Origin of the sequence: Sphingomonas sp. NFR04, from assembly GCF_900114095.1 — a bacterium.
In the GTDB taxonomy this organism is placed as follows: domain Bacteria; phylum Pseudomonadota; class Alphaproteobacteria; order Sphingomonadales; family Sphingomonadaceae; genus Sphingomonas.
The window spans coordinates 245,012-266,653 of record NZ_FORV01000005.1 but is presented as its reverse complement, the minus strand read 5'-3'; the positions used below and the strand labels follow the sequence as shown (position 1 = coordinate 266,653).

Here is a 21,642-nt window from a genome sequence, read left to right as displayed (position 1 = left end):
CTGAATCCGGAGTTCGCAATGGACCGTCGGTCCCTGCTGCGGCTGTTGCCCTCGGGCCTCGTCCTATCCGCGGCATCGTTTTCCTCCAGCGCATGGGCGGGCGAGAAGAAGGACAAGCGTCCGATCGCCCTGTTGCTTCCGCTCAACGGACCGCGAGCGGGGCTGGGCCGTAGCATGCAGCAGGCTGCGTTGCTCGCGGAAAACGCCGACTATGTGCTGACGTTCGATACCGGCGGCACCGCCGAGGGCGCGGCGCGGGCCGCCGCCGATGCGCTGCGCCGCCACCCGGCGCTGATCCTGGGGCCGCTCTCCGCCGCCGAAGTGCCCGCGGTCGGCAGTACGGTGGCGAACCGGGTGCCGGTGATATCCTTCAGCAACGATTCGGTACTGCGCCAGCCAGGCGTGTGGATCTTCGGCATCACCGCCGCGCAGGTGACCAGCGCGGTGCTCCGCTATGCGCGGACGCGCGGCGTGCGATCGGTGGTGATGGTCGACGACGGTTCGCCCTGGTGCGCCGCCGCCAGCCTCGCCGCCGGGCGGATGGAGAGCGAGATCGGGCTTTCCCTCCGCGTGCTGCAGGTGAAGCCGGGTCAGCCGCTGCCCCAGGCCGGCGACGCCCCCGATGCGGTGCTGCTGCCGGGGAGCGGCGAGGGCGTGCTCGCCGCCGCGCGCGCGCTGAAGGGCAGCGGGGTGCAGTTGCTCGGCACGCTGCAGGGGCTCGACAACCGGCCGGACTCGCTGGAGGCGCTCGACGGCGCGTGGCTGGCCTGCCCCGATCCGGGTGCGTTTGCCTCCTTCGCCCAAGCCTTTGCCGCGAAGAATGGCGGCGACCCGGGCACGATCACCGCGCTAGCCTATGACGCGGCGGGCGTGGCGAACAAGCTGCGCGAGGCGAACGCGCTGGACATGAACGGGCTGGTCGACGCCAAGGGCTTTCATGGCGTCACCGGGCCGGTGCGCTTCCGCACCGACGGGTCGGTCGCGCGCGACTTCGCGATCGTGGTCGCCTCGCGCGACGGCTATGCCAGCGTCGCGGTGAGTTCGGGATCGTGACCAGACGGCCCGAAGCCGGCGAGTCCGGCTTCACGCTGATCGAACTGATGATCTCGCTCGGGCTGTTCGCCCTGATCGCGGTGGCGGGGCTGGCGCTGGTCGACGGCATCCTGCGGGTCAACGGGCGCACCGAGGCGCGGCTGGATCGGCTGGCGGCGCTCCAGCGCACGATGTTCGTGTTGACCAGCGATCTCGACCAGGTGGCGAGCGGGACGATCGAGGGCGGGGCGGACCGCCTGTCCTTCGTGCGCAGCGCGCCCGGCACCGGCGGCACGGCGACGACCGTGCGCTATGCCGTGGCGGCGGGCACGCTGGTCCGCGCCGCACCCGCGCCGCAGCTGCTGCTGCCGGGCGTCGTCACCGCGCGGTGGCGGTTTTGGGACGGCGCCTGGATCGATCGCTGGCCGGTGGACGACAGCAAGGAGGCCAAGGCCCGTTGGCCCCGCGCGATCGCGCTGGACCTGCAGGCGAGCGGCCCGGGCGGCACGCCGGTGGCGCTCCACCGCGTGGTGACCCTGCCGCTCCGCGCGCAGGAGGCGCAGCAGCAATGAGCCGTCCGCGCGCGATCCGCGACGACGAGCGCGGCATGATCCTGGTCAATGTGCTGATGTTCGTCGCCATCGCCAGCGGCCTGGTGCTGCTGATGATCGATCGCGAGGAACTGGCGCTCGATCGCGGCCTGCGGATGCGCGAGGCGGCGCGGGCGCAGTCGGTCGTGCGGGGCGGCGAGCTTTCCGCGCTGGTCGCGCTCCGCCGCGACGGCGAGACGGCGGGCGATGTCGACCATGCCCGCGAGCCCTGGGCCAAGCTGGCCGCCACCGCGGCCCCCATCGAGGGCGGCACCTTCGATCTCGCGATCGGCGATGCAGAAGGGCGTTTCAACATAAACTCGGTGCGCAGCGGCGAGGCGGGCGCGGTGGTGCTGCTCCAGGAAATCGCCAACGAGATCGAGATGCCGCCCGAACAGGTGGTGGCGGCGATCCAATATGTCCGGCTGCAAGGGCCAGTGACCGATCTGCGCCCGCTGCGGCTCGCCGGGCTCGATCCCAAGGTGGCGGACCGGTTGGAGAAGGTGGTGACCGCGCTGCCCGGCATCACCACCATCAACCTCAACGCCGCCGAGCCTGAGCTGATGCAGATGCTGTTCAAGGATCCGCTGGTCGCCGACCGGCTGCTCCAGGTGCGCAAGCGTCAGGGGTTCCTGACGCTCAAGGACCTCGACGATCAGCACGCGACCCTGCCCTGGGGCACCTCGTTCAAGTCGAGCAGCTTCTGGGTGCGCACCCGCGCGACGATCGGCGGCACCGCGCAGCAGGAGGCGACGCTGATCCAGCGGCGGCGGACCAAGGAGGGCAAGCTGGAGACGGTGCCCGTCGAGCGTTGGCGCAACGCCGCGGTGCCGCCGGGCGTGCCGGCCTTCGGCAGCGGTCGTTGAGATTGCGCCGCTTTTCTGGTCTGATCGCCGTGATGATGCGAAGGCGGATCCCATGGTGCTGATGCGCTGGTTCGGACGCGGCGAGATCCGCCGCTGGCGTGACCTGCACGTCGCGATGGCGCGGGCGGTGCTGCAGCAGGCGGCGGCCGATCTGGTCGAGAGCTTCGATGCCGATCTTTCCCAGGCCGATTGGCGCGACGGGCTGATCGAGCAGACCCGCTTCGTCGCCACGCGGATCGCGCCGGTGGTGCGCCAGGTCGCCGAGCCGCTGGCGCGGCGGGTGATCGAGGAGGCCGATCGCGCGCTGGCGCCGATCGCCTTTCACCATCTGCAATGGCAGCCGCTGCCGGTCGACGCCAATCTGATGCGCGACATGATGGAGGAACTGGGCGACTGGGCGGCCGCGGGCGGCGCCGCGCTTACCGGCCTCGTGCGCGGCGCGGCGACAGGCCTGCCGATCGCGGGCGGGCTAGGGCGGGGCGGTCCGGCGAGCGACTGGATGCGGTTGCGCGCCGAAGCGCGGCTGCGCGCCAAGGTCCATGCCTATGTCCATGCCAGCGTGGTGCAGGGCCCCAAGGGGCGGCCGGCACTGCTCGAGCATGTCGTCGCGCTGCTGCATGACACCGCGAGGCACGCGCAGCCACTCTGACCCTCAGGCGATGATCCCGGTTACCGTTGCGCCGAGTAATCTTGCCGCGTCCTGCGGGGCGAGGCGCACCTGCAGGCCGCGTTGCCCGCCGTTTATAAAGACATAGGGTTCGCTGACAGCGGTTTCCTCGATCACCGCGGGCAGTGCCTTCATCTGGCCGAACGGGCTGATGCCGCCGACCTTGTAGCCGGAGAGGCGCTCGGCGTCCGCCGGCTTCATCATCTCGGCCGATTTGCCGCCGATCGCCGCCGCGAGCTTCTTCATCGCTACCTGCCGGTCCGAGGGCAGGATCGCCAGGACCGGCTTCCCGTCGACCTTGGCCATCAGCGTCTTGAGCACGCGCGCGGGCGGTTCGCCCAGCGCTTCGGCTGCCTGGAGCCCGATCGCGTCGGCGTCGGGATCATAGGCATAGCTGTGCACGGTGAAGTCGATCTTCGCCGTTTCGAGCATCCGCGTGGCGCGGGTGGCCTTGGACATGGTGCTGCTCCCCGATATCCGCGCCGGTGCCACGCGGCCGACCTACGTGCAAGCCCTGGGGCATGATGAAGTCCTTGTTAACGCTTGCCGCCTAGCGTGTCCCCAGGTTGGGCAAGATGGGCGGAGCTGGGCATGGGCCTGCTGGGGATGGCATTGTTCGCAGCGGTTGCGGGAAGCTCGCCGGCGGCGGCGCCGCGCGTCGCGATCATCGACAGCGGCGTGGCGGAGACCCCCGAGCTCCACGGCAAGCTGATCGCCGAATATGACATGGCGGGCGCCGATCGGCCCGCCTTCCGCCCGCGCTACGACCATGGCACGATGGTCGCCACCATCCTCAGCCGCGCGGCCGCGGGCGAAGTGGCGATCGTGTCGCTGCGGATCGACGATCCCGCCGGCTGCCGCCCGGGCGCCAATCCGCCCTGCCAGCCGAGCGCCGCGCCGATCGTCGCCGCGATCCGCAAGGCGATCGACCTAAAGGTGGACGCGATCAACATCTCGCTTGCGCTGGCCGACGATCCGGCGATCACCGCTGCGGTGCACGACGCGGCATCGGCGGGGATCGTGGTGGTGCTGGCGGCGGGCAATAACGGCCTCTCGCATCCCGGCAACCTCGCCATGGCGCGGCAGGGCTTCCCCAATGCGGTGCTGGTTGGCGCGCTCGACGCTGCGGGCCAGCCCTGGACCGGCACCAATCGGCCCGAGCCGCAGGCGCAGGGCTATCTCTATGTCTGGCAGCGCGGCGTCGACGTGCCGACCACGCTGGCGGACGGGCGTGCGGTTACCGGCACCGGCACCTCCTTCGCCGCGCCGATCGAGACGGCGCGGCGGATCGCCAACCACCGCCGCCGCTCCGCCTGATTTCCGGCGAAAATTTTCGGAAACAAAGCCGTTATTGCGGAACTTTGAGGATCGGGTATGGTTCCGGCCCAGGAGAGGCTGGAACGTAAACATGCGCCGGGTCTGTCCTCGCTGCGGGTAAACCGTGGCGGGAACATGCGATAATGGAAAAACAAGTATGTATATAAGTTTGCTTGTCGCGATGCTGGTAGCAGCACCGCAAGCCGGAGAGGGTGTCGAAGGTCGCTGGAAGACCCAGACGCGCAATGCGATCGTCGAGATCCAGCGCTGCGGTCCTTCGATCTGTGGGCGGATCCTCACCTCGGACGCGCTGCGTACCAATCCCGATCTACGCGATACCAGGAATTCGAATGCGCAGTTGCGCACCCGCCCGCTCAAGGGGATGCAGATCCTGAGCGGCTTCACTGCCGATGGCGGCAATTGGAGCGGCGGCAAGATCTACAATGCCGAGGACGGCAAGACCTACACTGCCGACATCACCCTGGCGGGTGCCGACCAGCTCAAGCTGCGCGGCTGCGTATTCAAGCCCTTCTGCCGTACCCAGACCTGGACCCGGGTTCGCTGACGCTGCGCCACGGCGCCGTTCTCGAACCCCAGTAGCGTGAGAAAAACCATGAAGAAACTGCATCTCCTCCTCACCGCCGGTACCACGCTGGCGGCCAGCGCCGGCTTTGCGGGTGCCGCCCATGCCCAGGCCTTCTACCTGCAGGAACAGTCGGCGCGCGGCGCCGGCCGTGCCTTCTCGGGTGAAGTCGCCGATACCGGCGCTGCCTCGCTCTGGTGGAACCCCGCCGCGATCGCCGATGCCGAGCGCATCGAAGTCAACCTCAACGCCGCGGCGATCCTGCCGCGCGGCGAGGTGGTCGATACCGGCACGCTGATCCGCCGCCCCGGCGGCCAGCCCTTCGCCCCGGTCGGCGGCGACAGCACCAGCCGCAATCCGATCAACAACGGCGTGCTGCCCTCCGGCGCGGTCGCGGTGCCGCTCGGCCACCGCATCGCCATCGGCCTGGCGGTGACCTCGCCCTACAGCTTCACCACCGATTATTCCTCGAGCAGCTGGGCCCGGTACAGCGCCGACAAGACCCGGCTGCGCACCGTCGACATCCAGCCCTCGATTGCGGTGTCGGTGACCGACTGGCTGCGCGTCGGCGCGGGCGCGAATGTCGAATATACCGATGCCAGCCTCAGCAACGCGCTGCCCAACGTGCTCGCCAGCCTGCCCGACGGTCGTCAGGAGCTGAAGGGCGATGGCTGGGATGTGGGCTGGAGCGCCGGCTTCCAGATGCACAGCGACCGGGTGACCGCGGGCTTCAGCTACAAGTCCGCCATCCGCCACAAGCTGAAGGGCGAGCTGACGGTGAGCGGGCTGGTCGGGCCGCTCCAGACCGGCAACCTCGCGCTGTCGGACGTGCAGGCCGACTTCTACACCCCCGCCCAGCAGATCGCCGGCCTACGCTGGCGCGCCACCGACAAGCTGACGCTCAATGGCCAGGTGGTGCACTATAACTGGGACAAGTTCGACGCGATCCGCCTCGGCGCGCCGGTGAACACGGCGATCCCGGAGAATTATCGCGAGAGCTGGAGCTATGCCGGCGGCGTCGATTACATGGTCTCGCCGGCGCTGACGCTCCGCGCCGGCGTCCAGCGGGCGACCACGCCGACCCAGGACGGCCAGCGCGATGCGCGCGTGCCGGATGCCAATCGCTGGAACTTCGGCGCGGGCGGCTCCTATGCGGTGACGCAGAACATCGTGCTCGATGCGGCGGCCAACTATGTCGACTTCGCCAACGCGTCGATCGACAAGGCGACCATCGCGGCGAATTCGACGATCCTGACGCAAGGGCAGCTACGCAATGCGCGGGCGTTCGTCTTCTCGCTGGGCGGCCGCGTGCAGTTCTGACGGGTTGATAGCAAGGTAGAATGCGCGACGCCGTCGGTTCCAAGACCGGCGGCGTTTCGCTTTTCTAGCCCCTCCCCTTCAGGGGAGGGGTCGGGGTGGGGCAGGGTCTCGCAGAGACCAACGAGCGTTCTGGAATCCCTCCACCCCCAACCCCTCCTCCCAGGAGGAGGGGCTTGAATGGAGGGACTATCGCCCGGCCCTGCGAACACCTATCCCGAGCGACCCGTATCGTTACCAGCTCTTAAGGATGTTCCCGTGACCGACCTCGAGTCCCCCGATCGCCTGACCGAGGCCCGTACCGCGCTCGCCGAGGCGATGGCGCTGCACGAGCAGGGGGATCTGGAGGCGGCCGAGGCACGCTACCGCGCGGCGCTCGCGCATGGCTATCGTGCGGTGGAGATCCTGCCGTTGCTCGCCGGCCTGCTCGGCCGGCTCTCGCGCCCCGAGGATGCACTGGCCGCCTGGGACGAACTGCTCGCGGTCGAGCCCGATCATGCCGTTGCGCTGCACGAAAAGGGGCTGACGCTCCACTGGCTCGGCCGCAGCGACGAAGCCATTGCGCCGCTGGAGCGCGCCTGCGCGCTCGATCCCGACAATCCCACGGCGTTGGGCAACCTCGCCGTGGTGCTCGCCGATGTCGGCCGCAACCTCGAGGCGCTGCGGCTCTTCCGCCGCGCGCTCGTGCTCCAGCCGGGCAATCTCCACCTGCAGCATCAGGTCCGGCGCCTGGGCTCGGGCGCGGTGCCCTTCTGGCACATCCCGATGATGAACGACACGCCGCGCAACGATGCGTTCGAAGCGGCGATCCGGGCGGCGATCGCGGTCGCCAGGCCGGACGCGCGGGTGCTCGACATCGGCGCGGGCAGCGGGCTGCTGTCGCTGATGGCGGCGCGGGCAGGGGCGCGGAAGGTCGTCGCCTGCGAGATGGAGCCGCTGATCGCCGAGATGGCGCAGACCATCGTCGCGCAGAACGGCTATGCCGATCGCATCACCGTCCACGCCAAGCCCTCGACCGAATTGGCGATCGGTGCCGAGCTGGATGGGCCCGCGGACATCCTGGTCTCCGAAATCCTGTCGAGCGACCTGCTGACCGAAAAGGTGCTCGATACTTTCGAGGACGCGCATCGCCGCCTGCTGGCGCCCGACGCGATCGTCATCCCGCGGGCGGCGACGGCGGTGGGCTGCCTCGTCGCCAGCGACAATCTCGCCGACTATGCCTTTGTAAGCAACGTATCGGGGTTCGACCTCTCGGCCTTCACCGCCTTCGCGCCGCAGCGCCTGCCGATCCACGGCACGATGACCGGCTGGCAGCGGCTCTCCGACGATCTGGAGCTGGTGCGGCTGGACCTCACGCAGAAGAAGCATGACGCGACACTCGCACGCCTGCGCATTCCGGTGACCGCCAGCGGCCGGGCGATCGGCATCGTCCAGTGGATGCACATCGATCTGTGGGAAGGCGTGACCTTCGACAACCATCCGGACGGCTATCATGATGGCGGCTGGCTGCAGGTGCTGCACAGCTTCCCTGCGCCGATCGAAGTGACGGCGGGCGAGACGCTCGACATCGCCGTCGGCCATGACCGGATCACGCTGATCCTGATGCCGCTCGAAAGCGGGTGAGGCCCGTAGGCCCGCGTTTCAGCTGAAGGGGAGAAAAGGGGTAGCGGGCGACCCGAAGGTCACCCGCTGTATCCCAAATGCAAGTAATGGTCGGGGAGAGAGGATTCGAACCTCCGGCCCCTGCCTCCCGAAGACAGTGCTCTACCAGGCTGAGCTACTCCCCGACGGAGTCCGGTCTACAATGCTTTCGGGAGCAGACCGGCTTGAGCTTGGAGGCGCGCCTATAAGGGTGGGTTGGCCGAGCCGTCAAGCGGTTCGTTGCAGCAAAAAGACGATCCCGCGCTTTTTTTCCGCATCGCATCGTTCCCCGCTCTCGACCGCTCCCCGGCGCGCCGATAAGCCTCACGCCCCATGTCGCCGATCGAAGCCGTCGCCACCCTGCTGGGGCTCGCCAATGTCGCGCTGGTCGTGCGGCGGAGCCTGTGGAACTATCCCTTCGCGCTGGCGATGGTGACGCTCTACGCCTGGATCTTCTTGCAGGCGCGGCTGTACAGCGACGCGCTGCTCCAGGGCTTCTACTTCGTCGTCAACGGCTATGGCTGGTGGAATTGGCGCCGCGCCAAGGCGGAGGCCGGCGAGGTGCCGGTGGTGCGGCTGTCCAACCGCGCGCGACTGGCCTGGAGCATCGGCGCCGCGCTTGCAGCACTCGGCTGGGGCGCGCTGATGCACCGGCTTACCGATGCGGCCTTTCCCTGGTGGGACGGCACGATCGCGGTGCTGAGCATCGTCGCGCAGATCCTCCAGTCCCGCCGCGCCTGGGAGTGCTGGCCGCTATGGATCGCCGTGGACCTGCTCGCCATCCCCCTGTTTCTGGTGAAGGGGCTGCATCTGACCGCGGGGCTCTATTGCCTTTTCCTCGCGCTTTCGGTGTGGGGAGCGATCGACTGGACCAGGGCCCGCACATGATTCCCCGCACCATCTGCCTCCACGGCCCCGAAAGCACGGGCAAGACCACCGTCGCCGCACGGCTGGCCGAGGCGCTGGGCGGCACCGTGCTCGACGAATATGGCCGCGAATATGCCGAGGCGCGCGGCACCGACTTCACGATGCGCGACCTGGTCGAGATCGCCAAGACGCACGATGCCGGTACCCGGATGATGCTGGAGACGGCGCGGCTGCCGCTGATCCTCGATACCGATCCGTTGATGACCGCGGTGTGGGCGGACATGCTGTTCGGCACCCGCGATCCTTGGTTCGATGCTTGGGCCGGCACGGCGGACGTCTATCTGCTGTTCGACATCGACCTGCCCTGGGTAGCGGACGGCACAAGGCTGTTCGGCACCCGCGAATTACGGCAGCGCTTCTTCGATCTCTCGCGCGCCGAGCTCGAGCGGCGCGGCGTGCCCTGGGCACTGGTGCAGGGAGAAGGGGAGGCGCGCACCGCCGCCGCGCTCGCCGCGATCGAGGCTTTTGGGCAACAGATCTGAGGAACCGGCAGCCGCCGGAATTCCGTCACAGGAAGTTCACAATCCGAGCCTAGCGCCGCCCCCGACGGCATCAGGGAACTACAGATCAAGTCGATACGACAGCCGGCAAATGCCGGGCTGCATTCCCGTGCGCGGTCCACACAGAAGATCAAGATATCCATTCGGGGAAAACCAATGCTGAATCTCGCGCGCGACAAGCGCAGCCTGTTGATCGGCGCCGCCCTTGGCGCGCTGTTCACGTCCGACATCGCCTTCGCCCAGGATACGCAGGCGAATGACGGCCTGAGCGAAATCGTCGTCACCGCCGAGCGCCGCCCGGAAAACCAGCAGGACGTGCCGCTCTCGGTCGCGGTGCTGCCGGCATCGCAGGCGCGCGACTATACCGCCGGCGGCGACGACACGCTGCTCGCGCTTTCGGGCAAGGTGCCGGGCCTGTACGTCGAATCCTCGACCGGCCGCATCTTCCCGCGCTTCTACATCCGCGGCCTCGGCAACGTCGATTTCTACCTCGGCGCCTCGCAGCCGGTCTCGATCATCCAGGACGACATCGTCCTCGAGCATGTCGTGATGAAGTCGAACCCGGTGTTCGATGTGAACCAGATCGAAGTGCTGCGCGGCCCCCAGGGCTCGCTGTTCGGCCGCAACACCACGGCCGGCATCATCAAGTTCGATTCGATCCGCCCCTCGCAGCAGTTCGAGGGCCGCGGCACCGCCAGCTATGGCAGCTATAACAGCGTCAATGTCGATGCCGGCGTCGGCGGTCCGATCATTCAGGACAAGCTCGCCTTCCGCGTCTCGGGGCTTTACCAGCACCGCGACGATTATATCGACAACAGCTATACCGGCCCGAGCGCCGACGGCACCCGCGTCGGCCGCAAGGATGCCGCGGGCGGCTTCAACGAGAAGGACGTGCGCCTGCAGCTGCTCGCCACGCCGAGCGAGACGCTGTCGATCCTCGCCTCGGGCCACGCCCGCTGGTATGACGGCACCGCGACGGTGTTCCGCCGCGGCGCGCTGAACCTGGGCTCGAACAAGATCCACGGCGTCGACTTCACCAGCGCGCGCTGGGACGAGGGCGCCGACAATCCGCAGAACTACAAGACCACCGGCGCCTCGGTGCACGTCAACTGGGATCTGGGCGGCGTCACGCTGACCTCGATCACCGGCTACGAGACGCTGTCCGGCTATAGCCGCGGCGACACCGATGGCGGTGCGGCGGCCGATTTCGGCAATGCCGGCTTCGGCGAGTCGATGGGCCGGGTGAAGGGCCTCGACCAGTGGACCGAGGAATTCCGCGTCGCCAGCAACGGCAACGGCCCGCTCAAGTGGCAGGTCGGCGCGATGTATTTCGACGCGCGCGACATCACCGATTTCTACCAGCGCGCCTATTTCCTGAGCGGCACCGCGAACAACCCCAACAACTGGGTGCGGCTGCACAATATGAACACCAGCTGGGCGGTGTTCGGCCAGGCGAGCTACGAGATCGCGCCGAAGCTGACGATCACCGCCGGCGGCCGCGTGACCGAGGACACCAAGACCACCGACCTGCTGAAGACCGCGAACTCGGTGACGAATGCCGTCACCTATACCGGCCGTCGCCACGTTCGCCTGTCCGATACCCAGCCGAGTTGGGACCTGAGCGCGCGCTACGAGATCAACCCGGACGTTAGCATCTATGCCCGCGTCGCCAAGGGCTTCCGTGGGCCGACCATCCAAGGGCGTTCGGCGGTGTTCAACTCGGACTTCACCACCGCCACCTCGGAGAAGATCCTGTCGTGGGAAGCGGGCCTGAAGAGCCAGATCGGCCGCACGCTGCGCTTCAACCTGTCGGGCTTCTACTACACGGTCGACGATATCCAGCTGAACGGCAACGACCTGAACGGCAACGGCGTGCTGCTCAACGCCAACAAGGCCAAGGCGTACGGCATGGAAGCCGATCTCGATTGGAAGCCGATCCGCAACCTGTCGATCCAGGCAGGCCTGAGCCTGCTGCACAGCGAGATCGACGACAGGAACCTCGAGGCGCAGGTCTGCGCGTTCGGCGGCGCGGTGACCTGCACCGTGCTGGATCCGCTGCGCAAGCAGGGCAGCCTGTTCCTGGCGAAGATCGACGGCAACCCGCTGCCGAACGCGCCGGAGTACAACCTCAGCCTCAACGCGCGGTACGACGTGCCGCTGGGCAATAGCGGCCGCGTGTTCGTATCGACCGACTGGAACCTGCAGGGCTACACCAACTTCGTCCTGTACGAGACCAAGGAGTTCACCGCGAACGGCAACTTCGAGGGCGGCCTGAAGATCGGCTATGCCGCGCCGGACGATGCCTGGGAGATCGCCGGCTTCGTGCGCAATCTCACCAACGAGATGAACCTCAAGGGCGTGATCGAGAACTACCGCGCCGCCGTGCTCAACGAGCCGCGGGTGTTCGGCGTCTCGCTGAGCGGCAAGTTCAAGTAAGCGGATAAGGCCGGTGGCTCTCTCCCGTCCGGGGAGGGCCATCGTCTTGCCAGTATCGGGGTGACCGCACCCCAAATCCTCCGTCATTCCCGCGAAGGCGGGAATCCATTGCCCTGTGCTCCGGGGGAAAGAACCGCGGCATCAGCGCCAATGGATCCCCGCCTCCGCGGGGATGACGACGGATTTGCTGAGCGCGGTAATGCTTTTCCTCGGTCCGACGCCGGACAACAAAAAAGGGCCACCGCGGGGTCTCCGCGACGGCCCTTTTTCTTACTCCCGCCCGATCAGTTCGACGGGGCGAGCTTGGTGTTCAGCACCCAGCCGACATTGTCGTTCTCGTCGGCGACTTCCCACCACAGGCCGTCCTTCTTGCCGGTGGGGTAGAGGATCGCGCCGACCGGTACCGTGCGGATCACCTTGCCGGTCGCGGCGGGCAGGGTGCGCATCGCCACCGGCGCCTGGGCGGTGAAGGTCTTGGTCGGGGCTGCCTGCGCGGTGCCCTCGTCACCCGGCCGCACCAGTCCGAGTTCATTGACCATCTTCGAATAGGCGTCGATGAAGGCCAGCGTCACGATGCGGCCGATATCGGTATTGTCATAGCCGCCGCCGACCGCGCCCAGGCCGCCGCCGATGAAGCCGACGCCGCCGCCCGCGCCCCAGCTCACGCTGTTCTTCGAGGCATAGCCTTCCTGCGTCGCGATCATCTCGGTGGTGCGGACGTTGGTAAGCGAGAGGACGGTGTTCGCCTCCATCTTGCGCGACTTGATGCCGCCCAGCAGGCCGCCGATCGGCCCGCCGATCACGCCGCCGGCCGCACCCGCCACGCCGCTGCCCGCCGCGTTGCGGTTCGAGGCCTGGACCTCGGCGACGAGGACATAGTCGGCCGCCTTGATCTGGCCCTGGCCGACATTGGCGCCGCGCTGGTGGCCGAGATCGCCGCCGATGTTGCGCTCCAGCTGCGCTGCCTGCAGGCCCGAGCCGCGATCGACCAGGTTGAAGCAGCCCGAACGCTGCACCAGTACCTTGAGCAGCTTCTGCGGCGGTGCCAGCGAGTACTGCGTCCAGCCGCGGGGATCGTCGCCGTCGACGATCGAGAGCGTGCCGAGCTTGCGCGCGCAATGCGGCACGTCCTGCATCGCCTGTTCCTGCGTACGCTGCGTCTTGGTCGGCTTGCTCTGGGCGAGCGCGGGGACCGCGCCCACGCACAATGCCATCGCCCCGGCGGCGCCGAGCAACTGCTTCATCATCCTACTAAAACCTCCCTGTACAACCAGGCGGCCCGATGTGGGAAAAGACCGCCCCCCGGTCGCGTGCGTAACAGAATGGATCGCCGGGGCCTAGCGCGCTTGCAACGTCGTGCAATCCGGTACTTTGGCTTTTGCCCGCAGCCTGCTATCGGCCGCGGAATCATGGCCACCGACATCACCAAGATCCGCAATTTCTCGATCATCGCGCATATCGACCATGGCAAGTCGACGCTTGCCGACCGGCTGATCCAGCGCACCGGCGGGCTGGCCGATCGCGAAATGTCCGAGCAAGTCCTTGATAACATGGACATCGAGAAGGAGCGGGGGATCACCATCAAGGCGCAGACCGTGCGCCTGGAATGGAAGGGCCATGTCCTCAACCTCATGGACACGCCGGGCCATGTCGACTTCGCCTATGAGGTGAGCCGCAGCCTCGCCGCCTGCGAAGGCGCGCTCCTTGTCGTCGACGCAGCCCAGGGCGTCGAGGCGCAGACGCTCGCCAATGTCTACCAGTCGATCGAGCATGACCACGAGATCATTCCCGTGATCAACAAGATCGACCTGCCCTCGGCCGAGCCGGAAAAGGTGCGCGCCGAAATCGAGGACGTGATCGGCCTCGACGCCTCCAACGCCGTCCTTGCCAGCGCCAAAGCCGGCATCGGCATCGACGAGATCCTCGACGCCATCGTCGAGCGCATCCCGTCGCCCAAGGGCGATCCCGCCGCCCCGCTCAAGGCGATGCTGGTCGACAGCTGGTACGATCCGTATCTCGGCGTCGTCATCCTCGTCCGCGTGATCGACGGCACGATCAAGAAGGGCCAGCAGATCAAGTTCATGGCCGCCGGCACGACCCATCTGGTCGACCGCGTCGGCGCCTTCCGCCCCAAGATCGAGCAGCTGCCCGATCTCGGCCCGGGCGAGATCGGCTTCATCACCGCGCAGATCAAGGAAGTCGCCCAGGCCCGCGTCGGCGACACGCTGACCGACGCCAAGAAGCCCGCCGCCGAGGCGCTGCCGGGCTTCAAGGAAGTCCAGCCGGTGGTGTTCTGCGGCCTGTTCCCGGTCGACGCGGCGGACTTCGAGAAGCTGCGCGAGAGCATCTCCAAGCTGCGCCTGAACGACGCCTCGTTCAGCTTCGAGATGGAAACTTCCGCCGCGCTCGGCTTCGGCTTCCGCTGCGGCTTCCTCGGGCTGCTGCACCTGGAGATCATCCAGGAGCGGCTGATGCGCGAGTATGATCTCGACCTCATCACCACCGCGCCCAGCGTGGTCTACAAGATGCAGCTCACCAAGTCGGCCGGCGAGGCCGAGGGCAAGGAAATCGAGCTCCACAACCCCGCCGACATGCCCGATCCCAACCGGATCGAGGAGATCCAGGAGCCGTGGATCCAGGCGGTGATCTACATGCCCGACGAATATCTCGGGCCGATCCTGAAGCTGTGCCAGGATCGCCGCGGCATCCAGAAGAACCTCACCTATGTCGGCGGCCGCGCCCAGCTGACCTATGAGCTCCCGCTCAACGAAGTGGTGTTCGACTTCTACGATCGCCTCAAGTCGATCAGCCGCGGCTATGCCAGCTTCGACTATGAGCAGATCGGCTACCGCGCCGGCGACCTCGTCAAGATGGGCATCCTGGTCAACAACGAGCCGGTCGACGCGCTGAGCATGATCGTCCACCGCTCGACCGCCGAGAGCCGCGGCCGCGGCATGTGCGAGCGGCTCAAGGACCTGATCCCGCGCCATTTGTTCAAGATCCCGATCCAGGCGGCGATCGGCGGCAAGGTGATCGCCCGCGAGACGATCGCCGCGATGCGCAAGGACGTGACCGCGAAATGCTATGGCGGCGACGCCTCGCGTAAGCGCAAGCTGCTCGACAAGCAGAAGGAAGGCAAGAAGCGGATGCGCGAATATGGCAGCGTGCAGATCCCGCAGGAAGCCTTCATCGCCGCGCTGCGGATGGGCGAGGAATAGGGGCGGCGGCGTCGGTGCTGCGTCGACGCGGGCGGCCGGCGCCGTTCGCGTGACGGACCACCCGAGCTCCGCATATGTCGACGCGACCGAGGCTTCTGCCCAAGGCGTGCATTGCAGCATTTGATACTTGCGCGATCGTGAACAGCCATAGTAGGGTCGTCACGTCGCCAAGAACAGATACGCCGACATTTTCCGGTTGTGTTCGCGTGCCAAGATACGACCGGGTGTCGTGTTTGCGTGCTCCTGTCGCCTGCCAGATGCTGTACTCGATGAGGTGATGCCGTTGCAGCCGCCGTGGCGCGGTGCGCCAGTCGCGGACGATGCGATCCGCGATCATCCTTCGCTACGGCCGTGGCATTGTGGTGCATGCGCGGGAGCCGGGGGATCGAGCAATCGGGGGATTGGCGGCATGGCGAGCGACAACGCGGTCGAGATCGTAGACGGCTATTACACCAATCAACTGCTGGTGACCCTGCACCCGACGGCGTTGCAGGACGCGATCCCGGAAGCGCTTGCCGCGCTACGCGCGCCGATGATCCTGGAAAGCGATTTCCGCAGCTTCCGTGACAGCGTGGCCGCCCACGCCCAGGCGCTCGGCGTGGCAGTAGAGGTGGATGGCGATACGGCGGTACTGACGGCGCCTTCGTTCCTCGACGAACTTTCCCGCAGCGGGTTGATCGAAAAGGCCGTGCCGGTTCGTCGTCCGCACCAGAACGAAACCATGCTGTCCAGCACGCTGCCGCCCGGCGGCGGTCGATTGGCGGCAGCCGCCGCCGAATCCTTTGCCGCGGCTGCGGCGGACAGGCCTTCGGACCAGCTTCTGTCCGGTACGGTCCTGCTCCGGGCGAGCCCGGGGCAGGATCCGGAGAAGCTTCGCGGCATGCTGCTGGGTGCCGGGCAGATCGTCCAGAGCGTCGAGCGGGTTCCGGTGCGAAAACTCTATCAGGCGCCGCGGCCGGCAGGATATGCACCGATCGCCCCCTGGCATCTCGAGCGCATCCGGCTGGACGCCGCGCGCGCGGCAGGGCTGATCCCGGACCTGGCGGAGCAGCAAGGCGTAACGGTGGCGGTTCTCGATACCGGCATCGATGCGCATCACGAGCTGCTGCGCGACCGCATCGCAAACTATAGCTATGCACCGCCCTATCCCGGCGTGACGTCCGACCAGCGCGACATCATCGGCCATGGTACCCATGTCGCGGGCACGATCGCCGCGGATGGCTCGATCGGCGATGTCGAGGGCGTCTGCCGCGCGCGGCTGCACGTGCACAAGATCTTCGACGACGACATCGATTCGGTTCAATATTTCCAGGGCGCGAATGGCGAGATGTTCGCCGAGGACGGCCATTATGTGAATCCCGTGATGTATCTTCGCGCGCTCGCCGCCTGCGTCGACAACAATTACGACGTGATCAACCTGAGCATCGGCGGACCGTCGATCGGTGACAGCCACGAGCAGGCCCATTTCCGTCGTCTGGTCGATCAGGGGCAGATCGTGGTCGCCGCCATGGGCAATGAACGACGCAACGGCAGCCCCACCTCCTGGCCCGCCGCCTATGACGGTGTCGTCGCCGTGGGGGCGCTGGACTTCAACGACGGCGTCGCGACCTTCTCCAACAAGGGGGATCACATCGGCATCTGCGCGCCTGGGGTCGACATCCTGGCGACGATGCCTACCTATCGGGGCACGGAACGATGGACCGCCAGACGCAACGCGGCAGGCGAAATGGTGCGCGACAAGCCGGTGCACTGGACGGTGTATCGAAGCACGAAGAGCGGCACGTCGATGGCGGCGCCGCAAGTGGCAGGTGCCGCAGCGTTGTGGGTGGCCAAAAATGGGCGTGACTTGAACGGCTTCAAAGAAAAACTTGCGACGAGTGCCCGTTCCGTACCGTTGATGAACGGTGTGCCGTTCACCCCCGATTATGGGCACGGATGTATCGACGTGCATGCTCTGCTGCTATAATGGAGGTAGACTGAGGTGTCGCACGATATGCAAACGGTTCTTTTCAGCGTCCGGGACGCTGCGAACATTGGCCCCGCCCTGGAAGCGGTCAACGCCTTGTTGAAGTCGACCAGGAACGTCCACCCGCTCTACCCGGACTCGTCCAATCCGGAGCGAGCGACGGAGTTTTTCGCCGCGCTGGATGATCGCAGCGACGTGGAGGCCTTCGCCAAGCAGCTGCGCGCGCTGCCCGAGATAAGCGGCGTCGAATTGCCGGCGCGTCGTCAGCTGGTAGGCTGAACCGAGCGCGCGGGCTGCGACCGGCCTCGCCGCTGTCGCAGGCCCGATCGCGTACCGCCGACGATTCGGGACGCTCTATGTCCCGGCGGCAGGAGCGCCCTGCGCCGCCTTCCACTCCGCCCAGCTGTCCGGCCGCGCCGCGGCTTCCCATTCCGTTTGCGCCGCGGCCATGCGGCGTTCGGCATTGTCCTGGGCGCGCCGGCGTTCGTCCCAGTCGGGGCCGCTGACCGTCCCGCTGCTCGGCGACCGCGCGTACAGGGGCAGCGGCGGGCGCTCCGGCTCGCCGCATTCGCCCCAGACCTTGCGGCGCATCGCGTCGAGCTTCGCGCTCATCGGATGCGCGAATTCCTGCACGCGGCCGTTCGGGCCATAATCGGTCGTGAAGAAGGTGATCATCGCGTCCGACATGCCGGCATTGGCGAGGATCAGCTCGATATGGGTGAGCTGGCGCAACGTATAGTCGGCCGCGACGATCTGGCCCTCCAGCCGCAGCTGGCGCTCGCTCCGCACCTTGGCGGCATAGCGGGTGAACAGCGTGTCGAGGACCTTGCGCATCTCCTCCGGCATCTTCGCATCGGGCTCCGCCAGCGCCATATATTCCGCCTTGCGCCGCGCGCAGACCGGGCAGGGGGCAGGCGACTCCTCGCGCGCGACCGTATCGGGATGGCGGGTGCCGGGCGGCAGCGCGGCGGGCGCGCCATATTTCTGCGGGTTGCGGTGGCGCAGGATGAACATCAGCAGGCGATCATTGTACCAGCGCTTCTCGCCGCACTGCTCGCCCTTGTAGAAGACCGGCACCGGCACGCCGTCGATCGCGCGTTCGAGCGCGATGTCGCCCAGCCGATCGAGCCCGGCGGTGAGCGCCGCCTCCCAGGCGGCACGGAAGCCGGCGCCTTGCGGGTGGAGGCGCAGCATATAGGCGCCCTCCTTGGCCATGTTGATCGACCGCGCCGCCGCGGTGACCGACCCGGTGGCGGCAAGCGCGGCGATGAACGCCCGCTGCCGCGCGGGCGTCCAGCCGTCGACGCGATGTTGGCGGGGTACCGGCGTGAAGTCCGGCACGACGAAGTCGGGGTTCGAGCGGTTCTTCATGTCCGCGCATATAACCAAATAGGTTCGTGTCGGAAAGGAGGAAAAGTTAGATGTGGTGTTATTAATAGTTAACTCCAAATATGTTGTTTCTCGTAATAGCGATGCAATCGTTTGGCTGTGACAAGTGTCTTTGCCACAAAATTCGCATCTGCTCGCGTGCAGACGCAATTTTCATTGCGGCCTTCCAGCCTAATTCACCAAATACCACAAACGTGAGCGTGCTTGGCAAAAGTGGCTCTGGCACCGAATATCGGTATGGCTCTTCGGTGAGAGCAGCCATGTGGATGAGGCCAGTGGCAAATAGGCGGCAGAGTAGTTGATCTCGATCAGCTGATCTGCAATGGGGATGGTATGGGGGATACGGCTAAATCAGCAATCGATCTTTTGCAGTCTGTTGTGACTGCGCTGCTATCGTGGATAGTGCTCGCTGCTATTTCGATCATCATATCAGGCAAATTGATTACCTATCGCCTGCCGATTGGCCTTAAAGATGAGTCTAGTTTCCACATTCCGCTGATTATATTTAAAATGAAAGCTAAAGGTGAAGAGGTTACAAGTGGATTTATCTGCTTTATACTTTGCCTTTCTGCTTGCATTTTCATTGGCGGAAAGCCGGCTTATGACATTTTTAAGCTGCGATCAGGTGTGGATATCGGTCAGTGGAATTCTCTTTGCGTCATGGCTAGCTTTTTATCGCTGACCATCTCGCTTATAATTCTTGTGAGCGTCCCACTATTCAAGGGTGCTCCCGTGATTAGCTTGGTAGAGCGTGATGATACAATTAAGTTACTGGAAGGGGGTAAGTCAAATGACTGACAGCTCGCCGACGCTAATGCCGCAGGCAGAGCGCAGAGGAAAAATCTTAGCTGTTGTGAGCGGCAAGGGTGGTAGTGGCAAAACTATGCTGGCGGTCTCTTTGGCGCAGGGGTTGGCCATCGCAGATCGCACGGTCATGTTGGTTGATGCGGATTTTGCTACTGGAGGTTTGAGCTACTATTTGACGTTCAGGGAGTTTGGAAATTCTCGTGTCGGTATCTCTGATCTGCTAGATCATTACGAGAGCGTGCCTCCGCTTGAAACTTGGGCTGCGCAAAAATCATTTGATGATTTAGAATATGATAGTCTTTGGATGTCGAACATTCGTCTCGCTCCGATAGGCGATCAGCGGAGATTTAGCACGGCGGATAGGTCTCCGCTAGAGGCTATTGCCGATATTATTCGGCAGGCTGCAGATTTGGCGGATATTGTAATTGTCGACTGCCGGGGCGGGATAGATATTGAGTCCTTGGGTGTTTGTCAGTTATCTGATGAAATATTAATAGTTGTTGAGACTGACACGACGTCAATTCGTACCTCGCAACATCTGATCGAAGTGCTCGCCGAGTATAGAATAAAGTCAAAGGTAGTAGGATTTGTTCTAAACAAGGTTATGGATGACCCAACGCCACTGGCAAAGACGGTTGGCGCTCTTCTCAGTATTGGCTATCTCGGGGCGGTGCCTTTTGATATTGAGGCAACTCGTTCGTATATTCAGGGAAGGATTCCGAGTCCGTCGAGCCTGTTTTCTAGGCAGATATTTTCTATCATACCAAAGATTTATAAAAAGATAGATCGCTTCAAAAGTGGGCGTGTAATTTCTCCAGAGGAATTTGGATCAGTCACGTTAAAGAGTCCTGAGGCGGGAGCGGGTGGTGTATTCATTTTTGGAATTTCATTATATCTCTCGGCGATTTATATCTGGGTAACGTATTCTGGCGTCGGGTACAGAATACTATCGTGGCAATACCTTGACGTGGCCGTTATGATAATTTCTAACATTTTACTTGTCCTGGCGCTGTCTGATGCCACAAAGCAGATATTGGGGCGATTTGTGCGAGGGCAAAATCAGGCGATAGTGCGTTTTTTTGGACTTAAGCGGCAAAGATAGCGGAATTAATCTTCTCTAAGTTCATCAATCATTTCGGCGCCCCCGATTCGCGATGTAGATTTGTACGAAAAATTTTTTGCAAATTTTGTTGTGATCTCGTCACAGGAAGATGGGGTGCTTTAGAATAATAATGTACTTTAGGGCTTGGTGGTCGCCGTGCTTTGCTTATGACTGGCTAACTTCTTTCGGTTGCTTGGCAATAGGGGGCGGTGTGAGCTGGCTACGTTTCTTGGGAAAAGTCTTATCCCAACCCCCACCACGCCGAGCCGCCCGCACGGTCACCGCCGACCCCAGCAGCGCCGCCGCGACGATCACCGCCACTGCCACCAGCCCACCGGTGGTGATCCGCGCCTCCAGCGCCACGCTGTCGCCGACGCGCAGGGTTGCATGGGCGCCGGTCGGGGCGGCGCGGGGCGAAGGCATGGGGAGGGGATCGGCCATGGTCGCTTCTACCGCGAATCCCGTTTTGAGGCACGCGCCGCGTGTCGCGCGCGCGATCGTTCCGCCGCCGAATGAACCATTCCGGCAGACCAACGTTATGGGGCCGTCTTCATCAAATGGTTTCCAGCGTGAGTCAGAACGTGTCGCATCCCCGTCTTTCCCAGCCAGCGCGGTTCCGCCGCTGGGGGATTCCGGGATTCGCGGCGGCACTGGTCTGCGCCGCGCCGGCCGCCGCGCAGGGCTATGCCGCCAAGCAGCTCGGCGACTGGACGGTCGCCGCCAGCAAGGATGGATCGGGCTGCTTCATCAGCCGCAGCTTCGACCAGCCCGGCGGCACCACGCTGCTGCTCGGCATGGACCGCGACGGCAGCAACCATTTCTCCGTGCTCAACGAGAACTGGTCGATCCGCCCCCAGGACCGGCTCAAGCTCACCTTCCGCCTCAGCCAGGGCGGCTACCCCAATCACCAGGCGATCGGCATCGTCGCGGACGGCAAGCAGGGCTTCGTCGCGGCGTTCGATCCCAAATTCCCCACCTCCTTCGCCGGATCCAAGGCGCTGCACATCGATCGCGGCACCACGCCGGTCGCGCGGCTGCCGCTCGACGGCAGCGGGGCGGCGGTGGCGGAGCTCCAGCGCTGCGTCGCGGTCCAGCACGGGCCGGCCAAGGCGGCGGCGAGCGACGACGGGATTCCCCGCGATCCATTCGCCGCGCGGCCCAAGTCGCGGCGCAAGCGATGATGCGGGATCGTTTCGCCTCGTCGCCGGCTCGGTCCGACGGACATCCGGCACAGCCGGGCCGAATCGGGATTGTTGCGGGCCCGTTGCTCCGGCTTGGTGAGGA

Annotated in this window: 21 protein-coding genes and 1 tRNA gene; 17 read left to right on the top strand and 5 right to left on the bottom strand. The window is 65.4% G+C overall.

From position 1 onward, the window contains the following. Nucleotides 1-18 precede the first annotated feature (18 nt). The 4 genes from BM009_RS16015 to BM009_RS16000 are packed head-to-tail and all read left to right on the top strand — an operon-like array spanning nucleotide 19 to nucleotide 3,137. Nucleotides 19-1,053 carry an ABC transporter substrate-binding protein gene (locus BM009_RS16015; protein WP_093297716.1) on the top strand — a complete coding sequence of 345 codons (1,035 nt, stop codon included), beginning with the start codon at nucleotides 19-21 and terminating at the stop codon, nucleotides 1,051-1,053. Next, nucleotides 1,050-1,604, top strand: coding sequence for a PulJ/GspJ family protein (locus BM009_RS16010; RefSeq protein WP_093297715.1), 555 nt, complete (start codon nucleotides 1,050-1,052; stop codon nucleotides 1,602-1,604). Before BM009_RS16015 ends, BM009_RS16010 begins: the two co-directional genes overlap by 4 nt. Continuing rightward, complete coding sequence (locus BM009_RS16005) at nucleotides 1,601-2,488, top strand: type II secretion system minor pseudopilin (RefSeq protein ID WP_093297713.1); 888 nt, start codon at nucleotides 1,601-1,603, stop codon at nucleotides 2,486-2,488. The genes BM009_RS16010 and BM009_RS16005 overlap by 4 nt, the downstream gene beginning before the upstream one ends. A 52-nt stretch (nucleotides 2,489-2,540) precedes the next feature. Then, a complete protein-coding gene (locus tag BM009_RS16000) occupies nucleotides 2,541-3,137 on the top strand; it encodes a hypothetical protein (RefSeq protein WP_093297712.1) in 597 nt (198 codons plus the stop codon). Nucleotides 3,138-3,140: 3 nt separating this feature from the next. Here the strand turns inward: BM009_RS16000 and ybaK are convergent, their stop codons facing one another. Beyond that, on the bottom strand, nucleotides 3,141-3,614 hold the full coding sequence (ybaK, locus tag BM009_RS15995) for a Cys-tRNA(Pro) deacylase (RefSeq protein WP_093297710.1): 474 nt from the start codon (nucleotides 3,612-3,614) through the stop codon (nucleotides 3,141-3,143). A 132-nt stretch (nucleotides 3,615-3,746) separates the two neighbouring features. Here ybaK and BM009_RS15990 point away from each other — a divergent pair, with 132 nt between their 5' ends. The 4 genes from BM009_RS15990 (at nucleotide 3,747) to BM009_RS15975 (ending at nucleotide 7,995) form a co-directional block, all read left to right on the top strand. Continuing rightward, nucleotides 3,747-4,472: a S8 family peptidase gene (locus BM009_RS15990; RefSeq protein ID WP_093297709.1), complete on the top strand. Its 726-nt coding sequence runs from the start codon at nucleotides 3,747-3,749 to the stop codon at nucleotides 4,470-4,472. Between the two features lie 157 nt (nucleotides 4,473-4,629). Further along, nucleotides 4,630-5,037 (top strand): DUF2147 domain-containing protein, encoded by a 408-nt coding sequence (locus BM009_RS15985; RefSeq protein ID WP_093297707.1) that lies wholly within the window; start codon nucleotides 4,630-4,632, stop codon nucleotides 5,035-5,037. Nucleotides 5,038-5,085: 48 nt separating this feature from the next. Then, the gene (locus BM009_RS15980; RefSeq protein WP_093297706.1) at nucleotides 5,086-6,375 is read left to right on the top strand and encodes an OmpP1/FadL family transporter; all 1,290 of its coding nucleotides are present in this window, start codon (nucleotides 5,086-5,088) and stop codon (nucleotides 6,373-6,375) included. Nucleotides 6,376-6,630: 255 nt separating this feature from the next. Beyond that, on the top strand, nucleotides 6,631-7,995 hold the full coding sequence (locus tag BM009_RS15975) for a protein arginine N-methyltransferase (protein ID WP_093297704.1): 1,365 nt from the start codon (nucleotides 6,631-6,633) through the stop codon (nucleotides 7,993-7,995). 87 nt (nucleotides 7,996-8,082) lie between these two features. On the opposite strand, the gene BM009_RS15970 is transcribed toward BM009_RS15975, so the two are convergent. After that, a tRNA-Pro gene (locus BM009_RS15970) sits at nucleotides 8,083-8,159 on the bottom strand. Nucleotides 8,160-8,346: 187 nt separating this feature from the next. Here BM009_RS15970 and pnuC point away from each other — a divergent pair. The 3 genes from pnuC to BM009_RS15955 all read left to right on the top strand — a co-directional run bounded on the left by pnuC (nucleotide 8,347) and on the right by BM009_RS15955 (nucleotide 11,876). Then, a complete protein-coding gene (gene pnuC, locus BM009_RS15965) occupies nucleotides 8,347-8,901 on the top strand; it encodes a nicotinamide riboside transporter PnuC (RefSeq protein ID WP_093297703.1) in 555 nt (184 codons plus the stop codon). Beyond that, nucleotides 8,898-9,422: an AAA family ATPase gene (locus BM009_RS15960; protein ID WP_093297701.1), complete on the top strand. Its 525-nt coding sequence runs from the start codon at nucleotides 8,898-8,900 to the stop codon at nucleotides 9,420-9,422. Before pnuC ends, BM009_RS15960 begins: the two co-directional genes overlap by 4 nt. Nucleotides 9,423-9,596: 174 nt before the next feature. After that, entirely contained in the window at nucleotides 9,597-11,876 is a 2,280-nt protein-coding gene (locus BM009_RS15955; RefSeq protein ID WP_093297700.1) for a TonB-dependent receptor, read from the top strand. A gap of 284 nt (nucleotides 11,877-12,160) precedes the next feature. On the opposite strand, the gene BM009_RS15950 is transcribed toward BM009_RS15955, so the two are convergent. Continuing rightward, nucleotides 12,161-13,123 carry a CsgG/HfaB family protein gene (locus tag BM009_RS15950; protein ID WP_093297699.1) on the bottom strand — a complete coding sequence of 321 codons (963 nt, stop codon included), beginning with the start codon at nucleotides 13,121-13,123 and terminating at the stop codon, nucleotides 12,161-12,163. Between the two features lie 162 nt (nucleotides 13,124-13,285). Between BM009_RS15950 and lepA the strand changes: the two genes are divergently transcribed. The 3 genes from lepA to BM009_RS15935 all read left to right on the top strand — a co-directional run bounded on the left by lepA (nucleotide 13,286) and on the right by BM009_RS15935 (nucleotide 17,339). Next, a complete protein-coding gene (gene lepA / locus BM009_RS15945) occupies nucleotides 13,286-15,094 on the top strand; it encodes a translation elongation factor 4 (protein WP_093297697.1) in 1,809 nt (602 codons plus the stop codon). A 277-nt stretch (nucleotides 15,095-15,371) separates the two neighbouring features. Continuing rightward, nucleotides 15,372-17,060 (top strand): S8 family serine peptidase, encoded by a 1,689-nt coding sequence (locus BM009_RS15940; RefSeq protein WP_093297696.1) that lies wholly within the window; start codon nucleotides 15,372-15,374, stop codon nucleotides 17,058-17,060. A 15-nt stretch (nucleotides 17,061-17,075) separates the two neighbouring features. Beyond that, complete coding sequence (locus BM009_RS15935) at nucleotides 17,076-17,339, top strand: hypothetical protein (RefSeq protein ID WP_139216654.1); 264 nt, start codon at nucleotides 17,076-17,078, stop codon at nucleotides 17,337-17,339. Between the two features lie 75 nt (nucleotides 17,340-17,414). Here the strand turns inward: BM009_RS15935 and BM009_RS15930 are convergent, their stop codons facing one another. Beyond that, a complete protein-coding gene (locus tag BM009_RS15930; RefSeq protein ID WP_093297692.1) occupies nucleotides 17,415-18,431 on the bottom strand; it encodes a hypothetical protein in 1,017 nt (338 codons plus the stop codon). A 351-nt stretch (nucleotides 18,432-18,782) separates the two neighbouring features. Between BM009_RS15930 and BM009_RS22325 the strand changes: the two genes are divergently transcribed. Together BM009_RS22325 and BM009_RS15925 are read left to right on the top strand one after the other, a co-directional pair. Further along, nucleotides 18,783-19,247, top strand: a complete 465-nt coding sequence (locus BM009_RS22325; protein WP_139216653.1) for a hypothetical protein — start codon at nucleotides 18,783-18,785, stop codon at nucleotides 19,245-19,247. Beyond that, on the top strand, nucleotides 19,240-20,358 hold the full coding sequence (locus BM009_RS15925) for a CpaE/TadZ family protein (protein ID WP_175488072.1): 1,119 nt from the start codon (nucleotides 19,240-19,242) through the stop codon (nucleotides 20,356-20,358). Before BM009_RS22325 ends, BM009_RS15925 begins: the two co-directional genes overlap by 8 nt. Before the next feature lie 165 nt (nucleotides 20,359-20,523). Here BM009_RS15925 and BM009_RS15920 read toward each other — a convergent pair whose 3' ends face one another. Beyond that, nucleotides 20,524-20,799: a hypothetical protein gene (locus BM009_RS15920; RefSeq protein ID WP_175488071.1), complete on the bottom strand. Its 276-nt coding sequence runs from the start codon at nucleotides 20,797-20,799 to the stop codon at nucleotides 20,524-20,526. 140 nt (nucleotides 20,800-20,939) lie between these two features. On the opposite strand from BM009_RS15920, the gene BM009_RS15915 reads away from it, so the two are divergent. Further along, on the top strand, nucleotides 20,940-21,539 hold the full coding sequence (locus BM009_RS15915) for a hypothetical protein (RefSeq protein ID WP_254772312.1): 600 nt from the start codon (nucleotides 20,940-20,942) through the stop codon (nucleotides 21,537-21,539). The last annotated feature ends 103 nt before the right edge of the window (nucleotides 21,540-21,642 follow it).

Coding starts and splice junctions, on each gene's coding strand:
- BM009_RS16015 (WP_093297716.1), top strand. CDS start 19: ATGGACCGTCGGTCCCTGCTGCGGCTGTTGCCCTCGGGCCTCGTCCTA.
- BM009_RS16005 (WP_093297713.1), top strand. CDS start 1,601: ATGAGCCGTCCGCGCGCGATCCGCGACGACGAGCGCGGCATGATCCTG.
- BM009_RS16000 (WP_093297712.1), top strand. CDS start 2,541: ATGGTGCTGATGCGCTGGTTCGGACGCGGCGAGATCCGCCGCTGGCGT.
- ybaK (WP_093297710.1), bottom strand. CDS start 3,614: ATGTCCAAGGCCACCCGCGCCACGCGGATGCTCGAAACGGCGAAGATC.
- BM009_RS15990 (WP_093297709.1), top strand. CDS start 3,747: ATGGGCCTGCTGGGGATGGCATTGTTCGCAGCGGTTGCGGGAAGCTCG.
- BM009_RS15985 (WP_093297707.1), top strand. CDS start 4,630: ATGTATATAAGTTTGCTTGTCGCGATGCTGGTAGCAGCACCGCAAGCC.
- BM009_RS15980 (WP_093297706.1), top strand. CDS start 5,086: ATGAAGAAACTGCATCTCCTCCTCACCGCCGGTACCACGCTGGCGGCC.
- pnuC (WP_093297703.1), top strand. CDS start 8,347: ATGTCGCCGATCGAAGCCGTCGCCACCCTGCTGGGGCTCGCCAATGTC.
- BM009_RS15960 (WP_093297701.1), top strand. CDS start 8,898: ATGATTCCCCGCACCATCTGCCTCCACGGCCCCGAAAGCACGGGCAAG.
- BM009_RS15955 (WP_093297700.1), top strand. CDS start 9,597: ATGCTGAATCTCGCGCGCGACAAGCGCAGCCTGTTGATCGGCGCCGCC.
- BM009_RS15950 (WP_093297699.1), bottom strand. CDS start 13,123: ATGATGAAGCAGTTGCTCGGCGCCGCCGGGGCGATGGCATTGTGCGTG.
- lepA (WP_093297697.1), top strand. CDS start 13,286: ATGGCCACCGACATCACCAAGATCCGCAATTTCTCGATCATCGCGCAT.
- BM009_RS15940 (WP_093297696.1), top strand. CDS start 15,372: ATGCCGTTGCAGCCGCCGTGGCGCGGTGCGCCAGTCGCGGACGATGCG.
- BM009_RS15930 (WP_093297692.1), bottom strand. CDS start 18,431: ATGAAGAACCGCTCGAACCCCGACTTCGTCGTGCCGGACTTCACGCCG.
- BM009_RS22325 (WP_139216653.1), top strand. CDS start 18,783: ATGGGGGATACGGCTAAATCAGCAATCGATCTTTTGCAGTCTGTTGTG.
- BM009_RS15925 (WP_175488072.1), top strand. CDS start 19,240: ATGACTGACAGCTCGCCGACGCTAATGCCGCAGGCAGAGCGCAGAGGA.
- BM009_RS15920 (WP_175488071.1), bottom strand. CDS start 20,799: ATGGCCGATCCCCTCCCCATGCCTTCGCCCCGCGCCGCCCCGACCGGC.